At 66.3% G+C, this 17,992-nt stretch carries 16 protein-coding genes; 3 read left to right on the top strand and 13 right to left on the bottom strand.

Translation table 11 applies throughout. The annotated features are described in order from the left end of the window. Positions 1-72: 72 nt before the first annotated feature. The 6 genes from G6N53_RS22710 to G6N53_RS22685 are packed head-to-tail and all read right to left on the bottom strand — an operon-like array spanning position 73 to position 7,179. Complete coding sequence (locus tag G6N53_RS22710; RefSeq protein ID WP_163892466.1) at positions 73-1,110, bottom strand: acyl-CoA dehydrogenase family protein; 1,038 nt, start codon at positions 1,108-1,110, stop codon at positions 73-75. Continuing rightward, positions 1,107-2,258: an acyl-CoA dehydrogenase family protein gene (locus G6N53_RS22705; RefSeq protein ID WP_163892463.1), complete on the bottom strand. Its 1,152-nt coding sequence runs from the start codon at positions 2,256-2,258 to the stop codon at positions 1,107-1,109. The genes G6N53_RS22710 and G6N53_RS22705 overlap by 4 nt, the downstream gene beginning before the upstream one ends. Continuing rightward, complete coding sequence (locus tag G6N53_RS22700) at positions 2,255-3,034, bottom strand: crotonase/enoyl-CoA hydratase family protein (RefSeq protein WP_163892460.1); 780 nt, start codon at positions 3,032-3,034, stop codon at positions 2,255-2,257. Before G6N53_RS22700 ends, G6N53_RS22705 begins: the two co-directional genes overlap by 4 nt. Further along, entirely contained in the window at positions 3,031-4,455 is a 1,425-nt protein-coding gene (locus G6N53_RS22695) for an aldehyde dehydrogenase family protein (RefSeq protein WP_163892457.1), read from the bottom strand. The genes G6N53_RS22700 and G6N53_RS22695 overlap by 4 nt, the downstream gene beginning before the upstream one ends. Before the next feature lie 25 nt (positions 4,456-4,480). Further along, positions 4,481-5,587, bottom strand: coding sequence for a zinc-binding dehydrogenase (locus G6N53_RS22690; RefSeq protein ID WP_163892454.1), 1,107 nt, complete (start codon positions 5,585-5,587; stop codon positions 4,481-4,483). Positions 5,588-5,601: 14 nt separating this feature from the next. Further along, entirely contained in the window at positions 5,602-7,179 is a 1,578-nt protein-coding gene (locus G6N53_RS22685) for an acyl-CoA synthetase (protein ID WP_163896258.1), read from the bottom strand. Positions 7,180-7,326: 147 nt separating this feature from the next. Between G6N53_RS22685 and G6N53_RS22680 the strand changes: the two genes are divergently transcribed. Together G6N53_RS22680 and G6N53_RS22675 are read left to right on the top strand one after the other, a co-directional pair. Then, a complete protein-coding gene (locus G6N53_RS22680; RefSeq protein ID WP_163892451.1) occupies positions 7,327-9,249 on the top strand; it encodes a flavin-containing monooxygenase in 1,923 nt (640 codons plus the stop codon). Next, entirely contained in the window at positions 9,246-10,133 is an 888-nt protein-coding gene (locus tag G6N53_RS22675) for an SDR family NAD(P)-dependent oxidoreductase (RefSeq protein WP_163892448.1), read from the top strand. The genes G6N53_RS22680 and G6N53_RS22675 overlap by 4 nt, the downstream gene beginning before the upstream one ends. Positions 10,134-10,146: 13 nt before the next feature. On the opposite strand, the gene G6N53_RS22670 is transcribed toward G6N53_RS22675, so the two are convergent. Beyond that, entirely contained in the window at positions 10,147-10,752 is a 606-nt protein-coding gene (locus G6N53_RS22670; protein WP_163892446.1) for a Dabb family protein, read from the bottom strand. Next, positions 10,745-11,089, bottom strand: coding sequence for a hypothetical protein (locus tag G6N53_RS22665; RefSeq protein WP_163892443.1), 345 nt, complete (start codon positions 11,087-11,089; stop codon positions 10,745-10,747). The genes G6N53_RS22670 and G6N53_RS22665 overlap by 8 nt, the downstream gene beginning before the upstream one ends. 99 nt (positions 11,090-11,188) lie before the next feature. Between G6N53_RS22665 and G6N53_RS22660 the strand changes: the two genes are divergently transcribed. Then, positions 11,189-12,430, top strand: coding sequence for an NADH:flavin oxidoreductase (locus G6N53_RS22660; RefSeq protein WP_163892440.1), 1,242 nt, complete (start codon positions 11,189-11,191; stop codon positions 12,428-12,430). Here the strand turns inward: G6N53_RS22660 and lipP1 are convergent. From lipP1 to G6N53_RS22635, 5 genes are all read right to left on the bottom strand, one after another. Then, positions 12,384-13,322, bottom strand: coding sequence for a LipP1 family hormone-sensitive lipase (gene lipP1, locus G6N53_RS22655; RefSeq protein WP_163892437.1), 939 nt, complete (start codon positions 13,320-13,322; stop codon positions 12,384-12,386). The genes G6N53_RS22660 and lipP1 overlap by 47 nt on opposite strands. Beyond that, a complete protein-coding gene (locus G6N53_RS22650; protein WP_163892434.1) occupies positions 13,319-14,131 on the bottom strand; it encodes an IclR family transcriptional regulator in 813 nt (270 codons plus the stop codon). The genes lipP1 and G6N53_RS22650 overlap by 4 nt, the downstream gene beginning before the upstream one ends. A 156-nt stretch (positions 14,132-14,287) precedes the next feature. Continuing rightward, complete coding sequence (locus tag G6N53_RS22645) at positions 14,288-15,754, bottom strand: FAD-dependent oxidoreductase (protein ID WP_163896256.1); 1,467 nt, start codon at positions 15,752-15,754, stop codon at positions 14,288-14,290. Further along, positions 15,751-16,659 carry a biphenyl-2,3-diol 1,2-dioxygenase gene (gene bphC, locus G6N53_RS22640; RefSeq protein WP_163892431.1) on the bottom strand — a complete coding sequence of 303 codons (909 nt, stop codon included), beginning with the start codon at positions 16,657-16,659 and terminating at the stop codon, positions 15,751-15,753. Before bphC ends, G6N53_RS22645 begins: the two co-directional genes overlap by 4 nt. A gap of 50 nt (positions 16,660-16,709) precedes the next feature. Continuing rightward, on the bottom strand, positions 16,710-17,891 hold the full coding sequence (locus G6N53_RS22635) for an acyl-CoA dehydrogenase family protein (protein ID WP_163892428.1): 1,182 nt from the start codon (positions 17,889-17,891) through the stop codon (positions 16,710-16,712). Between the last annotated feature and the right edge of the window lie 101 nt (positions 17,892-17,992).

The raw sequence follows: 17,992 nt of genomic DNA, 5'->3' as shown, positions 1-17,992 counted from the left end.
GTCAACTCGACGGTGTCGCCGGTGACATCAGTGTTGCCCGATCAGTGGAACATGGCCGTCCGTGAAGTTGCGTCAACCGGTGATGAGACTCCACAACCCTGCCGTGCCCGCCTGCAGGGCGGCGTCGGTCACCTGGCCATCCCAGTGCTGCATCGATCCGAACTCCGAACGCCACGCCAGGGCGGGCCGGGTGAACTCGTGCAGCCGGTGCTCGAAGGTGGTGCCCATGGCGCCGTGAACCTGGTGGGCGTTGCGCACCACCACCGAAGTTGCATGGCCGGTACACGATCGCGCCACCGCAATGAGGAAGTCGAGCTTGGCAGCCGACCAGTCGCTGGTGACAGCGGCGGTGAGCGCGGCTTCGGTTGCGGCACGCGCCAACGCTGTCTCGGCGGCGATATCGGAGATCAGATTCTGCACTGTCTGGAAATTGGACAGCGGGCGTCCGAACTGGACCCGGGAGCCACAGTGCTCAATCGAGAGGGCCAGGATTCGGTCCAGGGCGGCACACACCTGAATCGAGCGCACCAGCGCTGACTTACGTCGCAAGACGGCGACCAGTTCCGCGGCCAGTGGCGCTCCTGTCAGGGTGCCCACATCGGCGCGCACAGTGTCGCGTGGCTCGCCGATCAAGTTGATGCCGGGGGTGATGTCGAGTGCGGCGACCTCAACGTCGGCCACGCGGTATTCGTCCCCGGTGGGCCAGACGACGACGATCCGCTCGGCGCCGGTCGCCCAGGGAACTCCCGTCGCGACCCCCTGATCGCTGAGCATCGCCGCGGTGCGCACCGCCTTGTCGCACTCCATGGTGTTGGCTTCCAGCAGCCAGCACGCCAGTAGATCGTGTTCGGCCAACGGAATCCGCACGCCGTGATGTACCGCGGCCGCCAGGAGTTCGGCGGCCTCGTACCAACCTGCTCCGCTGCCGCCTGCTGACTCTGCACCGGTGAGACGCAGCAGTCCGAGTTCATCGAGCGTCTGCCACAACGTCGAGTCACGCTCGACCCCTGCGGTGGGCGGATGACTTTCGCGGTGGTCGGCAAATACCCGCCCCATCATGTCGACCACGGCCGGGTCGACACCGAACGCGGTGATACCGGTGGCGGTCATCGCATCCCCAGTCCTCGCGCGATCACACCGCGCAACACCTCATTGGTTCCGCCACGCAGCGTGAAGCCTGGGCGCTGGTCGACGGCACTCGACACCAGCTCGGCCAGCGCAGGGTCGACGATGGCAGCGCCGCCGACATAGAGGTCCGCGAAGTCGGCGATGTCACCCTCTGTGGTGGTGCCCAACACCTTCACCACCGCAGCCGGCACGTCGGCGGGTTCGTCACGCTCCAGCGCGCCCGCCACTGCAGTCGACATGTGGTGCAGGCCCGCCACGCGGGCGACAATTCGTCCCAGTTCATTGCTGCGAGTCGTCCGGTGCGCAGCCATGTGCTCGGCGGCTGCGGCGAGCAGCACGAAGGTTGACAAGAATCGTTCGGGCCCACTGCGTTCGAAGCTCAACTCGGAGGTCACCTGCTGCCAGCCTGCGCCGATCTCCCCAAACACCATGGTGTCGGGCACGAACACCTCCTCGAGGATCACCTCGTTGAAGTGGTGGGCGCCGTTCATCGAGATGATGGGGCGGATGTCCACGCCCGGCCCGCGCAGGTCGACGATGAACTGGCTGAGGCCGGCGTGCCGGTGCGCCGGGTCCGCCGGTGCGGTGCGGGCGAGCGCGATGAACGCGTGCGCCCGGTGCGCGCCGGAGGTCCAGACCTTGGTGCCCGACAGCGACCACCCACCGTCGACCGCGACAGCCCGGGTGCGCACACTGGCCAGGTCGGAGCCGGAGTCCGGCTCGCTCATCCCGATGCCGAAGAAGCACTCACCGCGCACGATCTGTGGCAGAAATTGGGTCCGCTGTGCCTCGGTGCCGCTTTTCAACAGGGCCGGCACGATCTGCCGGTCGGCGATCCAGTGCGCCGCCACCGGGGCCCCCGCCGCCAGCAGCTCCTCCGTGACCACGAACCGCTCCAGGAACGAGCGGCCATGTCCACCATATTCTTTTGGAACTGTCATACCAAGCCAGCCCTGCTTGGCGAGGGCGGCGGTGAAGGTCTCGTCCCAGCCGGACAGCCAGCCGTCCACCGCGGGGGTGAAAGCGCCGGCGGCTAGTTGCTCGGCGAGGAAACGGCGGACTTCGTCGCGCAGCTCATCGGTGCTCGAGGCGTCGACGCTGGCCGGTGGCATCAAACGGGGAAGTGTCATCCCTGGCTCCTCCACCGAGCGATACGCGCCTCGTGCTCAGGGTCGCGGTGTGCCAGCGGCTGCATCGCCGCGGCCATGCCGAGCGTCGACTCCAGTACACCGGTCCGGGACTCCTGCATCAGGCGTTTGGCCATCCGCACCGCGTGCGCGGGATTCTTGGTGATGCGCTCGGCCAACACGTGGGATTGGGGGAGCAGCTCGTCGTGCGGTACGACCCGGCCGACCATGCCCCACTGCAGCGCTGTCGCCGCATCGATCCGATCACCGGTGAAAGTCATCTCGGCGGCCCTTTCGTAGCCGATGGCGCGCGGCAGGAACCAGGTGCCGCCGTCACCGGGGATCAAGCCGATCTGCACGAAACTCTCAGCAAATGAGGCCCGCTCGGATGCTACCCGGAGGTCGCACATCATTGCCAGGTCGCACCCGGCGCCGACGGCGGCTCCGTTGACGGCGGCGATCACGGGCACCTCCAGGCGGGCCAATGCCCGCGGGATCCGCTGGATACCGTCGACATAGGCGCGGCGCTGATCGAGCGCATCGAGACCGAACATACCTTCGCGATCAGCCATCTCCTTGACGTTGCCACCTGCGGAGAAGATCTTGCCCGCTCCGGTGAGGATGACGGCGCCGACGGCGGTGTCGGCGTTGGCGTCGTCCACCGCCGCTTCGAAAGCGGCGATGAAGCCCTTGTCGGTGATCGCGTTGCCGGCCTGGGGGATGTTGATCGTCCAGACCCGGGTTGCGCCGGTGTCGGCGATGTCCAGCGGGCTGTTCACGCCGTCACCGGCAGTTGCAGGGACTTGGTCTGCAGAAACTCTTCGAAGCCGGCCCGGCCGAGTTCGCGGCCGATGCCGGACTTCTTGTAGCCGCCGAACGGCGCGACCGGGTTGTACTGGCCGCCGTTGATGTCGAGCTGACCGGTCTGCACGCCGCGGGCGAAGGCGATAGCGGTGTCGGTGTCCCTTGCCCACACGGCGCCGGACAGTCCGTACGGGGTGCCATTGGCGATCCGCAGCGCATCCTCGTCGTCGGAGAACGGGATCACGGCGAGCACAGGGCCGAACACTTCTTCCTGGCCCAGCTCCGAGTTCGGGTCGACGTCGGCGAACACTGTCGGCGTCACGTAGTAGCCCACCTCTCGGATCTTCTGCGCACCTCCGGTGAGCAGTCGTGCGCCGTCCCTCTGGGCGCGTTCGATGAAGCCGCATACCGACTCGTATTGCGACGCTGAGGCCGACGGCCCGATCCGGGTGGCGGGATCCCGCGGATCCCCGACGGTGTACCGCGAGACGGCGGCCTCGATCAGGTCCAGTGCCTCGCCGTAGCGGGACTGCGGCACCAGCATCCGCGTCCAAGCCATGCACGTCTGGCCACCGTTGAGAAAGGCATTGCTGACGCCGACCTTGACTGCCGTCGCCAGGTCGGCCCCGTCGAGGATCACGTTGGCGGACTTGCCGCCGAGTTCCAGTGCCACCTTCTTGACCGACCGTCCGGCCAGCTCCGCGACCCGCGCGCCGACACCGGTGGAGCCGGTGAAGGACACCAAGTCGACGTCGGGGTGCTCGGCGAGTCGCTCACCGATCACCGCGCCGGGACCCGACACCAGGTTGAGGACGCCCGGAGGCAGGCCGGCGTCCTCGACGGCCTCGATGAACTCGAAGACCGACAACGGTGCCTCGTTGCTCGGTTTGAGCACCACGGTGCAGCCCGCTGCGATCGCCGGCAGCACCTTGGCGATCACCTGGTAGAGCGGGTAGTTCCATGGTGTGATCGCACCGACCACCCCGTAGGGTTCCCGCACCACCAGCGAATTGGCCACGCGCTCTTCGAAGTCGAACGTCGCCAGGACGTTCTCGACGCCGCGGGCCACGGCGAGCGGGACCTGAGTCTGCACAGTCTGGGCGATGCGCACCGGGGCGCCCATCTCGGCGGTGATGGTCTCGGCGATGTCGGGCAGCCGCTTCTCCATCGCGGTGATGACCGCGGCGACGCGGTCGCGGCGCTCGGCGACGCCGATCAACGGGTCGAAGGCGCGCCGTGCTGCGGACACCGCGGCGTCGACATCGGCGGCGGTGCCGCTGGGTACCGAACCGATCACCTCCTCGGTGGCAGGGTCGATCACCTCGATGGCCCCGGTGCCATCGGGAGTCACCCACTGTCCGTTGATGAACAGCGTGGTGCGGGTGTAGTCGTGCATCTGTCGTCTCTCCAGGGTCGGGTGGTCAGGGCACGATGCTGGCGCGCACGTCGCGCTTGTCCTCGGCAGCGGCGAAGGCATCGTTGATGTTGTCGAGCGAATAGCTGGCTGCCGCAAGGCGTTCGAGCGGCAAGATGGTGCGGTGTTGTTCGAGGAAGGTCAGCGCGCGCGAAAGCACCGCGGGGTCGTACAGTGAGACACCGACCATCGTCTTGTTGCCGAACACGAACCTCGAGGGGTCGAATTCGAAGGTCTTGCCGATGTTGATGTTGCCGATCTCGACGTAGCGGCCGAACTGACCGAGCATCTGCAGCCCCTCGTCGATGGCCGACGGGTGGCCGACGACCTCAACGGTTACGTCCGCGCCCTGGCCGTCGGTGAGCTTGCGGACCGCCCTTACACGTTCCTTGGCGGTGGGAAGCTCATTCATATCGATGACCGCATCGGCGCCGAACGCGGTCGCCAATTCCAGCCGCTCGGGCACCCCGTCGATCGCGATGACCCGAGCCGCTCCACGCGCCTTGGCCACTGCGACCGCGTACAGGCCGAGTGCGCCGGCGCCCTGCACCACAACGAACTCGCCGAGTTGCTGATCGACGCGTTCGAGACCGTACATCACCTGGGACAGCGCGCAGTTGGCGCCGGCAGCTATGTCGTCGGAGACGCTGTCGGGCACGGTGTAGACCACCGCGCCGGCCGGCAGCAGGAAGTAGTCGCCATAACCGCCGACGAAGTACGGCGGTTCATCGGCGCGGCCCAGCATCGCCATCGTCATGTTCAGGCACGAGTTGCGTCTACCTCGCAGACAGTTGCGGCAGGTATGGCAGCAGAAGAAGTAGGGGAACACCACGCGGGTGCCAGATTCCAGCGGAGCGCCGTTGGAGTCGGCTGTAACGCCCTCGCCCAGCGCTTCTACCACACCGACCATCTCGTGTCCCAGAACGGTGGGAAGCTGCCCGCCCAGGCCACGGGTGGCGAACGTGCCGTGCCAGGCATGCACGTCCGAGCCGCAGATATTGGTGCGGGTGACCTTGATCAGGATCTCGCCCGGACCCAGCTCGGGCAGGTTCACCGTCTCGATCTCGAACGGTGTACCCGGTGCGTTGAATCGTGCGATACGTCCGGTGAACACGAGCGGAAATCTCCTCAGTGACTTGTCGGTTCGAGGCTGAAGCGCTCCCGCAGCGCTCGCTTCAGGAGCTTGCCGCTGGGATTCTTGGGAAGCGCATCAACGAAGTAGACGTGTTTGGGTGTCTTGAACCCGGCGAGGTGCTTGCGGCAGTGGGCGAGGATGTCGTCCTCGGTCAGCGTGAGACCGCCGCGGACCACCACTGCGGCCACCACGGCTTCCACCCATACCGGGTGGCTCAACCCGAAGACCGCGACTTCCTGCACCCCGGGGTGCCGATACAGCACCTCTTCGACCTCGCGGCTCGCGACGTTCTCGCCGCCGGTCTTGATCATGTCCTTCTTGCGGTCTACGACGTGCAGCAGTCCGTGCTCGTCGTAGAAGCCGAGGTCCCCGGAGTGGAACCAGCCGCCCTTGAACGCCTCGGCGGTCTTCTCCGGGTCGTCGAGGTAGCCCAGCATCAGATGCGGGCTGCGGTGGGCGATCTCGCCGACGGTCCCGGCCGGGACCGGCGTGTCGTGTTCGTCGAGGATCGTGGTGTCCACGTTGATCACCGGTCGTCCGGCCGCACCGGGGTGAGCGTCCTGTTCATCGGGGCCGAGTGCGGAGGCCAGCGGCGCCATCTCGGTCTGGCCGTAGAAGTTCCACAGCCTCAGATCGGGCAATCGGTCGCGGATCTCGGCGAGAATCTCCGTCGGCATCGCCGACGCGCCGTAGTAACCCTTGCGCAGACTGGACAGGTCCACGTCGTCGAAAATCGGGGACCGCAGCAGGCTGATCCACACCGTGGGAGGGGCAAAGTAATTCGTGATGCCGTAGCGCTCGATGGTCCTCAGTATCAGCTCGGGTTCCGGGCGCGGCAGGATGACGCTGGTGGCGCCGAGGTAGATGTCGGTGGCCAGGAAGTTGTCCAGCTGTGCGCAGTGATAGAGCGGTAAGGAATGGATTTCGACGTCGTCACCAGACATCGATCCGGCCACGATGGTGCTGACGTACTGCCACATCAGGCTGCGGCTGCTGTGCATGACGGCCTTGGGTCGGGATTCGGTGCCGCTGGTGTACATCAGCCGCAGTAGTTGGTCGTCGTCGAATTCGGGTTGAGGCGGCGCGGACCCGGTGCGTAGCCACTGCCCGAAGTCGTCCCAGCCAACGGGCTTCTGCTGACCCGGCAAAACGAGCGCCGCCGTTGTGGTGACGATCGTTCCCAGTCGCATCGCGTGCTCGGCTGTGGGGACCAGGTCTGCTTCGACGATGAACCCGCTGACCTTGCTGTGACCGAGGATGAAAGAGATCTCCTCGGCGGTCAGCATGAAGTTGACAGGGACGAGAACCACCGCGGCACGCGCCGTGGCGAACGCGAGGACGGCGTACTGCCAGCAGTTGTGTGCCAGCAACGCCAGCCGGTCCCCAGGCCGGAAGCCGTTGTCGTCCAGAGCCGCCGCGGCTCGGTCGACCAGATCGTCGAACTCGGCGAATGTCAGCACCACATCGCCGTCGACGATCGCGGTTTTGTCGGGCTGCCGTCGCGCCGAGCGGCGGGGGACATCACCGAGCGTATGCGCGCGTGCCCGGTTGATCAGCGCCTCGAGGTCCATGCTCACCACGGCGCATCGCCGCTCGCGCCATCCTGCCCACAGTGCATGTGCCGAAGGTTATGGGAGGGCCCGCGTCAAGTCTGCTCGCCTCCCGCTGAGTAGACATTGTGATGCCCGACTCGCGGGTTCGCTCCGATACTCGGAGTCATGACCACCGCTTCACCGTCTGAGGCCGCAGTGACCGTTACCGATCCTGAGCAACTGCGGGCCAATCTGCGCGCAGCGGACCCCGGAGTTCTGGTGGCGGTGCTCGCGCAGATCACCGGCGATCCGTCGGTCATCGACCGGTTCGGCCCCAAGATCTCCTATGTGCCCGATCCACCGGAACGTGCGGGTGTCACCGATCCCGACACGTCGGCGGCGTTGGCGGATGCCGTGATACACGCTCTCGCCGCGCCCCGCCGCTCCGACGCGGTCGCGGCCGACGATCTGGAGTTGTTCTGCCGATTGCTGCCGGTGGCGCTGGGATCCGAGGTCGACGACGAGCAGGTGCCACTCCTGTTGGAGCAGGGCGGCTTCCAGCCGTCGCGGCCCACGCTGCCGCGCACCGTTCCGATCCCTGAAACCTTGGACGTGACCATCATCGGGGCAGGCATCGCGGGCATCAACGCCGCGCTGGCCGCTGCCGAGGCGGGCATCGCCTACGAGATCATCGACCGCAACGACGAAGTCGGCGGCACCTGGTTGACCACCAAATATCCTGGAATCGGCGTGGATACGCCGTCGGCGTACTATTCGCTGTCCCGCGAGGTGAACCCCGACTGGACGAACTACTATCCGCAGGGCGCGGAGTACCAGGCCTACCTGGTGGCGTTGGCGGACAAACACCGGTTGCGCGAGCGCACCCGGTTCGGCACCGAGGTCGAGGCTCTGTGGTGGGACGAGGACCGCGAGCAATGGCAGATCCACACGGTTGATGCCCAGGGGGGTCGGGACATCGGCTACGCCCGCGTCGTCATCACCGCAGTGGGCTACCTCAACCGGCCGCGTTGGCCGGAGCTCCCGGGAAGAGAGTCGTTCGAGGGCATAAGTGTTCACTCCGCGCTGTGGGATCCTGCGCTGGACCTCACCGGCAAGCGGGTCGCGATCATCGGGGCCGGGTGCACCGCCGTGCAGATCGTCGACTCCTGCGTCGAGCAGGTCGAGCACCTGACGGTGTTCCAACGTCAGCCGCACTGGGTGGCGCCGCGCAAGCGGCTCACCGACGCGGTTCCCGAACACCGCCGGTACCTCGGAGCGCGCCTGCCGTACTACGCGAAATGGCATCGCCTCAAGTCGTACTGGGGGACCGCCGACAACAACTACCCGATCATCCTGCAGGACGAGGAATGGTCGAAGTCCCACCTGTCCATCTCGCCGGCCAATGACGTACTGCTGAAGATGTGCCTGGAGTACATCGACCAGACATTCGGTGCAGGAACTGAATTGGCGAAAAAGGTGACTCCTGACTTCGCGCCTTACGGCAAGCGGATCATCCGCGACCCGGGCGGATACTACGCGGCGCTGGCCCGTCCGCACGTCGACGTCGAGGCCAGCGAGCCCGCGGAGGTCGACGCCACCGGAATCGTCACGCAGGACGGACGACACATCGACCTCGACATCATCATTTACGCCACCGGTTACCACCTGGACTTCCTTTCCACCGTGGACATTCGAGGCCGTAACGGCGTGAAACTGGCCGAGGTGTGGGGCGACAGTCCGAGTGCCTACCGCGGCGGCACGGTGCCGGGATTCCCGAACCTGTTCATCACGTCGGCACCCAACTACAGCCCCGGACATGGTGCGGGAGCGAACTTTTCGATGGAGGTGCTGGCGCACTACATCATCGAGTGCTTGCAGTTGATGGCCCTGCGCGGTGCGACCACCATCGAGGTGACCGCAGAAGCGCACCGCGACTACGTGGCGGCGATTGACGAGGCGATGAGCCGCACCGTGTGGTGTCACACCCCCAACGCCCACACCTATTACCGTTCCGGTTCCGGCCGTGTTGTGGTCGCCACCCCGTTTCGGCTCGTCGACGTCTGGCATCAGCATCGGGCCCCCATCGAAGAGGACTTCGTGTTGCGATGACTGGAATGCTCACCGGTAGAACAGCGTTGGTGACGGGCAGCAGCCGTGGTATTGGCCGCGCCATCGCTCAGCGGTTGGCGGCCGAGGGGGCGACGGTCGTGGTGACGGCGCGTTCGCATGCGCCGTCGCCGTCGATTCGGGGCGGCTGCTCCACTGCGTTGCCCGGCACCATCGGTGAGACCGTCGAACTGATCGAGAAGGCCGGCGGCACGGCAATCGGTGTGGCTGCTGACCTCGAGGATGCGGAGCAGCGTGACAACCTGATCGACGAGGTGCTCGACCGCACGGGCCGGATCGACATCCTGGTCAACAACGCCGGGTTCGCTGATTATTCGGTGATCGAGCAGATGAGCACCGAGACGTTCGACCGCACCCTCGAGCACTACCTGCGTACCCCGTTTGTCCTGACGCGCGCCGCGATCCCGCACATGACCACGCAGGGGGAGGGCTGGATCGTCAACATCGGTTCGGTGACCGGGGTGGCGCCGGTGCGCCCGTATCGCGACTACAACAAGACCTCGGGCGATGTGATCTATGCATCGGCGAAGGCGGCGTTGCACCGGTTCACCCAAGGCGTGGCGGCCGAACTGGTTGACGCCAATATTGCTGTCAACTGCGTGGGTCCGTCGACAGCGATTCGTACTCCCGGTGCAGCGCAACTGATTCCGGATGCCTTTCCGACCGAGCCGGTGGAGTACCTGGCCGAGACTGTGTTGGCGATGTGCCACCTTCCCGCGGCGGAGCGGACTGGTCTGGTCGCGTTCAGCCTGCACTATCCGTGGTCGCAGCAACTTGCGGTGCACACGCTCGACGGCTGCACGGTGCTGCCGCCGGTGGAACCGCCGGCGACGGCCAATCCGAACATCTCACCCTCGGGCATGTGAGACGCCGCCTGCGCTATGAATCGGGGTAGTGGCAGAAGCTGTGGCACACCCGGTCTCGGACGATGTACTCCGGGCATTCCGGGTCGAACCACCGGTCGACGTAGGCCCAGTGGATCGGGTGCATCAGATAGGGTCCGCGCAGGCCGTCGACGTCGGTGAACCGCTGCGAGAACACGTGCGTCCATGGCGATGTGCCGATGGCGGTCGTCACGCGGCTGAGCTGCCAGGCGGTGATGGTGGCGACGTAGCGCGGCATTGCGGCGAGGTCGGCCTCGAACCGGGCGAGCACATCGTCGGGGGTGTCCGGAGCCACCCGCAGGAACAGTGCGCGATACACCGATCCGCCCGGATCGTTCGGCCCGGCGGGGCTGCCGCGGTAGTGCGCACTGTCGACATGGGTGACAGCGGGTGTCGACAGAACCTTGTCGACGGGGGCTTGCAGTTCTGGCCACTGGCTATGGTCGGCGAATCTCAGGTGCATCAGGATGTCGCCGCCATTGCGCACACCGGGCAGCGTCGCTTCGACAAGGGCATCGGGTACGTCGCGCACCACTTCGCGCAGCGCGGCGATCACGGGGTCGCGCTGGTCGGTGTGGATCAACGTGGTGACGTTATACATCGCACAGCCCGTCGACGTCGTCGGCTGCGGCAGCCACGGTGCGAGAGCGCTCTTCGATCATGTCGGCCACACCGGCCCACCACGGTCCCAGGGTGGCGTCGGGGCGGCCCTGCCAGGTCATCTCCCACCACGCCTGGGGGGTGGGCAGCGACCAGGTGATGGTGACGGTGTTGACCTGGTCGTCGAACCAGATCGGTGGGCTGACCAGGACATTACACAGTGTCATGCCGCGTTTGCGGGCGCCCGGCGCGTACTCGGCGAGGTAGGTGTCGACGAATGTCCTGGCGCGGCCGGGTCGGGTGACCACACGGTCTATGACGTAAACATCGCCGGACATGAGCCGAGAATAGGTAGCGCGCAGTGGTGATGACGGTAGCGCTCCCGACCACCGGGAAGCAGTCGTCGACATGAAGGATTTGGGAAGGACAGTGTTGGGATGAGTGTTGCTGTGTCGCCGAACCCGATGGACCCGGCTCAACTTGGGCCGGTGACGCTGAGAAACAGGGTGATCAAGGCCGCGACGTCTGAGGGTCGATCACCGCTCGGGCTGGTCACCGACGACCTGATCGACTTCCACCGCGCGTTTGCGCTCGGTGGCGTCGGTATGACCACTGTCGCGTACTGCTGTGTGTCACCAGAGGCGGCCAGCGCACCGGGGCAGATCGTCATGAGCGTGGAGGCGTTGCCGGGGTTGCAACGCCTGACCGCCGCGGTGCACGCCGCCGGCGCGGCGATCTCGGCGCAACTGGGTCACGCCGGGGTGGTGGCACCCAAACGACTCACGGGGGTCACCCCGGTCGCGCCGAGCAGGTTCCTCAACCCGGCGTCCATGGCGTACTGCCGGGAGATCACCCGAGACGAGATACAGACGGTGATCGATCAGTTCGGCGCTGCGGCCCAAGTCGCCGTCGATGCCGGATTCGACGCGGTCGAGCTGCACTTCGGCCACCTTTACCTGCCGAGCTCGTTCTTGAGCCCGCTGGTCAATCGCCGCAAGGACGAGTACGGCGGTGACATCGACAGCCGCTCGCGGTTCGTCCGGGAGATCGCGCAGCGGGTTCGCGACGTGGTGGGGGACCGCATCGCCGTCATCGCCAAGCTGGACATGGACGACGGCCTGCCGGGGAGCATCTGGATCGACGAGGCTCTGCGCGCCGCGCAGCTGCTGGACGCCGACGCCACCCTGGACGCGCTCGAACTCACCCAGGGCTCATCGGTGTTCAAACCGATGTATTTGTTTCGGGGGGACGTGCCGGTGAAGGAGTTCGCCACCGTGATGCCGCCGCCGATGAGGCTGCCGCTACGTCTGGTGGGCAAGTGGGCGATGGGCAGCTATCCCTACGAAGATCTCTACATGCTGCCTGCTGCCCGTCAGTTCGTGCCAGTGGTGCACAACACCAAACTGGTGCTGCTGGGCGGAATCACCAACCGCGACCACGTGGAGCAGGGCATGCACGAGGGATTCGACTTCGTCGCGATGGGCCGGGCCCTGCTGCGCGAACCCGGCCTTGTCAATGCGATGATCGCCGACCCGGGCGTGCGGAGTCGGTGCACCCACAACAACAAGTGCATGGTCACCGTGTTCGGACGCACCCACTGTGTGCTGGATCCCGAGCAGCGGTATGGCGCGGTCAGTCCGCTGGAGATTTCGAAAGTAGCCGTGTCAGTTCATAACTGACGTCCGCACGAGCCCGTTGAGCCAGCTCGAGCATGGGCATCGTGAGGAAGCCGTGCACGCCGCCTTCATACGGCATCCTGGTCACTGGCACCCCGGCTGACTGGAGCGCGTCGGCGTAGGCCACCCCCTCGTCGTGCAGCGGATCGTGGCCTGCGGTGACGACGACGGTCGGCGGCAGTCCGCTGAGGTCCGCGGCCAGCGGCGACGCGTACGGGTGTTGCCGGTCGGCGATTGCGGGCACGTACTGATCCCAGTACCACTGCAGTGCCGGTTTCGGGTTGTAGAAGCCCGTGCCGAACGACCGGTAGGACTCGGTGTCGAAGTCGGCGGCGATCACCGGGTAGAGCAGTAACTGACCCGCCAGGTTCGGACCTCCGCGGTCACGGGCCATCAACGCTGCGACGGCGGCCAGGTTACCCCCGGCGCTATCGCCGGCGACGACGATCCGTCGCGCGTCGGCATCGAGTAGGTCCGCGGCGTCGGCTGTCCATTGCAGAGCCGCGTAAACGTCCTCGGCGCCGGCCGGCCAGGGGTTCTCCGGCGCCAATCTGTAGCCAACCGAGATGATCACCGCCCCAGCGCGATTCGACAGGTTCCGACATAGTCCATCGTGGCTGTCGAGGTCGCAGAACACGAAGCCGCCGCCGTGGGCGTACACCACCACCGGCAGCGCTGCGGCGTCGGTCAACGGGCGGTAGATCCGGACCGCGAGCTCGCCACCGGGTCCGGAAATGGACGTGTCGGTGACGGAACCGACGGGCTCGGGGTCAGGGTTCGGCACGAATCGGGACCGGATCGTGGCGCGGGCCTGCGCACCGGTCATGGTGTGCACCGGTGGAAAGCCGGCGTCCAGCGTGTCGATCAGATCGGCGATCTGGGGATCGAGTTTCACGCGTACTGCATCGCCGGTGCGGGCCGCAGGGGACGCACCTGCTGCAGCGTCGGAACCACCCGTCGCGGGCCGTCCTCGATATCGCGCCAGATTCCCATCGCGGTCATCCGCACCGGCGCCGCCAGACGCTGGTCGAACGTCATCCGGTTCATCGGTCCGCACACCGACACGGCGGCGACGGCCTCGCCGGGGCCGCCGATGGGCGCTGCCACACAGCCGAATCCGGCCAGCGACTCTTCGCGGTCGAAGGCGACGCCGTGTGCTCGAACCTTGGCCAGTTCCGTGGTGAGGTGGGTGCGCGAGTTGATCGAGAAACGGGTCTTGCGGGCCGTCAGGTCGACGTTCTCGGGGTCCTGGCCGTAGGCCAGGATGGCTTTGCCGACAGCGGCGCAATGCGCAGGCTGGCGGCCACCCACTCGTGTCGGGATGGCCGCAGCCATCCTGTCACCGGTCTTGTCGAGATAGAGGACGTCGGTGCCGTCGAGAACGGCAAGGTGAACCGTCAGCCCGGTGGCGCGGTGCAGGTCCTGAAGCAGCGGCATGGCGGCTTTGTGCAGTCGGTCCTGGTGGATGGCCAGTGATCCCAGTTCGACCAGACGCATGCCGAGTTCATAGTCGCGACCACTGCGGCGCAGCCAGCGCAGTTGTACGAGTCGGTCGAGCATGCGGTGGGCCGACGAACGCGGCAGCCCGGTGCGGCGAACCACCTGGGCCAGGGTCAGCCGGCCAGGTCCGTCGAACGCGTCGAGCACCAGGGAGACGCGGTCGATGACAGCGCTCGGGGTAGTGGGTTCGACTGGCTGCGACATCAACGTCATTGGATCCTCCACCGAATGTGAAACAGACTACATATGCCAAGTAGATATATGACTAGTTGTAGCATACATGGCATGGTCGTGATCACATAGAGACGAGATATCGCCGCCCGACACAACTCTGTCGGACGGCGATATCAAACGTGAAGATCAGCCCTTGGCGGCGCGTCTCCCGGCCCGGCGTCCATAAAAACTGCCGTCGCCGAGGGAGATTCCGCTGGCGTATCCCCAGGCTGCAAGCCCCGCGGTGGACCGGCCGGCGCCGTAGAGGCCAGGGATCGGCTCACCGCTGACATGCAGAACTTCGCTGTCCAGGGTGGTCTGCAGCCCGCCGAGGGTGAAACCACCGGTGCTCTCGCGAAGATCGATCGCGCCGACCGGCGACCCGATGGGCTTGAGCCATTGAGGCTTCTTGTGCAGCAGCGGGTCTTCACCGCGCGCGGCAGCCTCGTTGTACGCAGCAACGGTGGCCTGCAGGCAGCCTGGTGCCAGACTCATCTCCTGCTCGAGGTCAGCGATCGACTCGCAGACCCAGGTGGGCGGGCGCATCATCAGCTGCGGCGACAGTGACGCCATCGCGTCCTCCTGAGCGTCGCCGTCGATGATCAGAAACGCCGTGTTGTCCTGGTGATAGAGCGTCAGTTGCCCGACCCGTCCCGGGTAGGTGTCCTCGGCGACGAAGCGTTGCCCGCGGCTGTTGACGAGGATTCCGCGCACCAGTTGTTGAGGGTCGATGAAGATCGCCACCTCGGTGGCGTCCATGTGCGCGAGGTCCGCCCCGAGGGCCTGCGCCATCCGGATGGCCTGACCGTCGTGCTGCTCGATCGAGGCCGCCGGCCGTCCTGCGATCCGCGGCGCGTACTGCGCCACCATGGCGTCGTTGTAGGCGAAGCTCCCGGTCGCCAGCACCACCCCGCGTCGCGCACGGATGTTCGTCTCGGTGCCGAAGTGGCGTGCCTGGATACCGGTGACCCGACCGTCGGACTCGACGATCAGGCGCTGCACCCGGACGTCGTAGAGTGCGCGTGCTCCGGCGGCGGTGGCTGTGTCCACCAACGGTTTCATCAGCATGTAACCGGCGCTCGCCTCGCCCTGTTTCTTGCCGGACATCTGCGGTATGTGGCCACGCGGAGCCGGGGTGGCGATGGAGTTGAACGGGAAGGAGTTCTCGCCGCCGCTGTACATCAGACCCTGGTCGCCCATCGGCTCCCAGCCGGGCTCGCCGAAGAACTCGGCTTTGAACGGCACGTCGCAGTCGACCAGCCAGTCAAAATGCTCGACGCTGCCCGCGCAGTAGTCGGCGATCCGATTCTCGTCGGCGCCCGGTCCCATCGCCGCATTGAGGAAAGTAGCCATGTTGTCGACGGAATCGGTGAAGCCGCAGGCTGTCTGGATGGCAGTGCCACCGCCGAGGTAGATGAACCCGCCGGCCATCGCCGCGGCGCCACCCCATGATCCGGTGCGCTCGAGGACGAGCACGTCGGCCCCCGCCCGGGCGGCCTCAACGGCTGCGGCGGCGCCGGCCACACCGTAGCCGGCGATCACCACATCGGCCTCGTGGTCCCAGGCGCCGATCGACGCTGCCGGCACGGGTGCAAGGTCCTGCTGGCGGTTCATGGCCGCATCGCGGCCGGCAGATCGCTCACCCATTCGTGGCCCCAGTAGCTGTCCGCGGTGATTTCCTCGGCGGTGTAGTGGCTTTCGTCGACGCGCATACCGTCGGTGCCGAACTCGATGTCCCAGTCGCCCGGTGCCCGCACATAGAACGACACCATCTTGTCGTTGGTGTGGCGGCCCAGTGTCGACGACAGCTGGAACCCGTCCTTGTTGACCCGGTCCAGTGCCTGTCCGACGGTGTCGAGGCTGTCGACCTCGACCATGAGATGAATCAGTCCAGGGTCCCGCACGGTCATTGCCGGACAGACAGCCAGGCTGTGATGGCGCTCGTTGGTACCGAGGAAGCGGACACGAACGGGTCCGAACTCCGGAGGAGTCGGTACTCGGAAAGCGCCGCGTGAGACGAAACCGAGCACCTCGGTGTAGAAGTCGAACAGCCCGCCGACATCGAGGGCGGGCAACACCACATGGCCGAGACCCTGGTCGCCGGTGACGAACCTCGCCCCGAACGGAGTGACCACCGGGCTGTGGTCGAGCACCGCGCCGTGGAACACCTCGACGGAAGTGCCGGCAGGATCGTCGAACGCGACGCCTTCCTCGATGCGCCGGGCGTCCGCATCCTCCTGAGTGAGTTGTTTGAACGGCACCCCGGCGCTGTTGAGGGCAGTCATCACGCGCTCCAGCGCGGAATGGTCGCGGACTTCCCAGCCGACGGTGACGATGCGGTCGGTGTCGGCGGGCACCACGATGATGCGCGCCGCCCGCTCATCCATCCGCAGGTAGAGGGCCGACTCGTCCGGTCCGCTTCCTTCCGCGAAACCCAGCACCCGGAAGGCGAACTGGCGCCAGCGCGCGATATCGGCGGTTTGAACCTTGACGTAGCCCAAGCTCTTGATCGGGCCCATGGGCTCTCCCTTACTGTCTGTCGATTGTGGAACGTCGGGCGCGAGACAGCTCAGATCATCGCCCGGAGTGGACCCTGAGGATCGACACCGAACGAGCTGAGTGCCGAGGCGTGGAACGCGGTCCCGGGCACGTGAATCGCGTGCGCCTGGCCGGTATGCGCGTCCCGCCAATACCGTTGCAGCGGCTTGTCCATCCGCATCGCGTTGCCTCCGGAGCGTGCGAAGATCTCGTCGACTGCCGCGACGGCCCGCCATACCGCGCGGACCTGAGTGCGCCGGCCCGCGGCGCGATCCTCGAACGACACCTCCTTGCCGGCGTCGACCATGTCGTAGATCCGGTCGGCATTGGCGAGCAGTTCCTGGCGGGCGGCGTTGATGTCGGCGGCCGCCTCGCCGATCGCGTACATGACATAGGGGTCGTCCTTGATCGCCACACCGCTGGAGTTGACCCGCTCGCGCTGATAGTCCAGGTGCGCGGCGAGGGCTCCCTCAGCGATGCCGATGACCGCCGAGCTGATACCGAGCGGGAACATCGTCGACCAGGGCATCAAGTACAGGGTCTCGGTCATCCCGGCCTCGCGTTGGGCGGTTCCGTCCATGACCTTCATCGCGTCCATGGTCCGGTAGGACGGCACGAACGCATCCTCGACGATCACGTCCTTGGACCCGGTACCGCGCAGTCCCACCACATTCCACGAGTCCGGCACTATCTCGTAGTCCTTGCGGGGGAGAATCATGTGCAGCATCTGCGGCGGCATCAGGGGCTTGCCGTCGGTGTCACCGATCATCGCACCCAGGATGATCCAGTCGCAGGCGTCGGTCCCGGAACTGAATTGCCAGCGGCCGTTGAAGACGTAACCGCCGTCCACCGGCTTGGCCACCCCCTGCGGAGCATAGGGAGAGGCGACCCACGTGTCGACGTCGCTCGCCCATACCTCCTCGGCCACGCGGGGATCCGCGTACGCCAGCTGATATGGGTGCACGCCGACGACCCCGGTGATCCAGCCCGCTGCCGGATCCAGCGCGGCGGTTGCCATCACCGTCTCGGCGAATTCCCGCGGATGCACCTCCAGTCCACCGTGCTTCTTGGGTTGCAGCAGCCTGATCGATCCGATCGTCTTCATCTGCTTGACGGTGGCATGGGGCAACTGGCCCAGCTTCTCCGCCTCCCAGGCCTGCTCACGCAGTTGATCGGCGATGTCGTTGATCCGGTCGAGTACCCGCTCGCTCATGTGGACGTCCTAACCTAGGGGGCTGTGTGAAGGTGTACCGCAGTCGACGACGCCGACGGGGCCGCGCTCCCGATCAGTGGACCGAAATCGCGACTCCGAGA

This window comes from Mycolicibacterium hippocampi, assembly GCF_010723735.1.
In the GTDB taxonomy this organism is placed as follows: domain Bacteria; phylum Actinomycetota; class Actinomycetes; order Mycobacteriales; family Mycobacteriaceae; genus Mycobacterium; species Mycobacterium hippocampi.
Note: the sequence above shows the minus strand (reverse complement) of the source record. Positions and strands in the feature narration are given on the sequence as shown.

Bases quoted from the DNA above. Each gene is read 5' to 3' on its own strand.
- G6N53_RS22710 (WP_163892466.1), bottom strand. From the start codon at position 1,110: ATGACCGCCACCGGTATCACCGCGTTCGGTGTCGACCCGGCCGTGGTC.
- G6N53_RS22705 (WP_163892463.1), bottom strand. From the start codon at position 2,258: ATGACACTTCCCCGTTTGATGCCACCGGCCAGCGTCGACGCCTCGAGC.
- G6N53_RS22695 (WP_163892457.1), bottom strand. From the start codon at position 4,455: ATGCACGACTACACCCGCACCACGCTGTTCATCAACGGACAGTGGGTG.
- G6N53_RS22685 (WP_163896258.1), bottom strand. From the start codon at position 7,179: ATGGACCTCGAGGCGCTGATCAACCGGGCACGCGCGCATACGCTCGGT.
- G6N53_RS22680 (WP_163892451.1), top strand. From the start codon at position 7,327: ATGACCACCGCTTCACCGTCTGAGGCCGCAGTGACCGTTACCGATCCT.
- G6N53_RS22675 (WP_163892448.1), top strand. From the start codon at position 9,246: ATGACTGGAATGCTCACCGGTAGAACAGCGTTGGTGACGGGCAGCAGC.
- G6N53_RS22670 (WP_163892446.1), bottom strand. From the start codon at position 10,752: ATGTATAACGTCACCACGTTGATCCACACCGACCAGCGCGACCCCGTG.
- G6N53_RS22665 (WP_163892443.1), bottom strand. From the start codon at position 11,089: ATGTCCGGCGATGTTTACGTCATAGACCGTGTGGTCACCCGACCCGGC.
- G6N53_RS22660 (WP_163892440.1), top strand. From the start codon at position 11,189: ATGAGTGTTGCTGTGTCGCCGAACCCGATGGACCCGGCTCAACTTGGG.
- G6N53_RS22650 (WP_163892434.1), bottom strand. From the start codon at position 14,131: ATGTCGCAGCCAGTCGAACCCACTACCCCGAGCGCTGTCATCGACCGC.
- G6N53_RS22645 (WP_163896256.1), bottom strand. From the start codon at position 15,754: ATGAACCGCCAGCAGGACCTTGCACCCGTGCCGGCAGCGTCGATCGGC.
- bphC (WP_163892431.1), bottom strand. From the start codon at position 16,659: ATGGGCCCGATCAAGAGCTTGGGCTACGTCAAGGTTCAAACCGCCGAT.
- G6N53_RS22635 (WP_163892428.1), bottom strand. From the start codon at position 17,891: ATGAGCGAGCGGGTACTCGACCGGATCAACGACATCGCCGATCAACTG.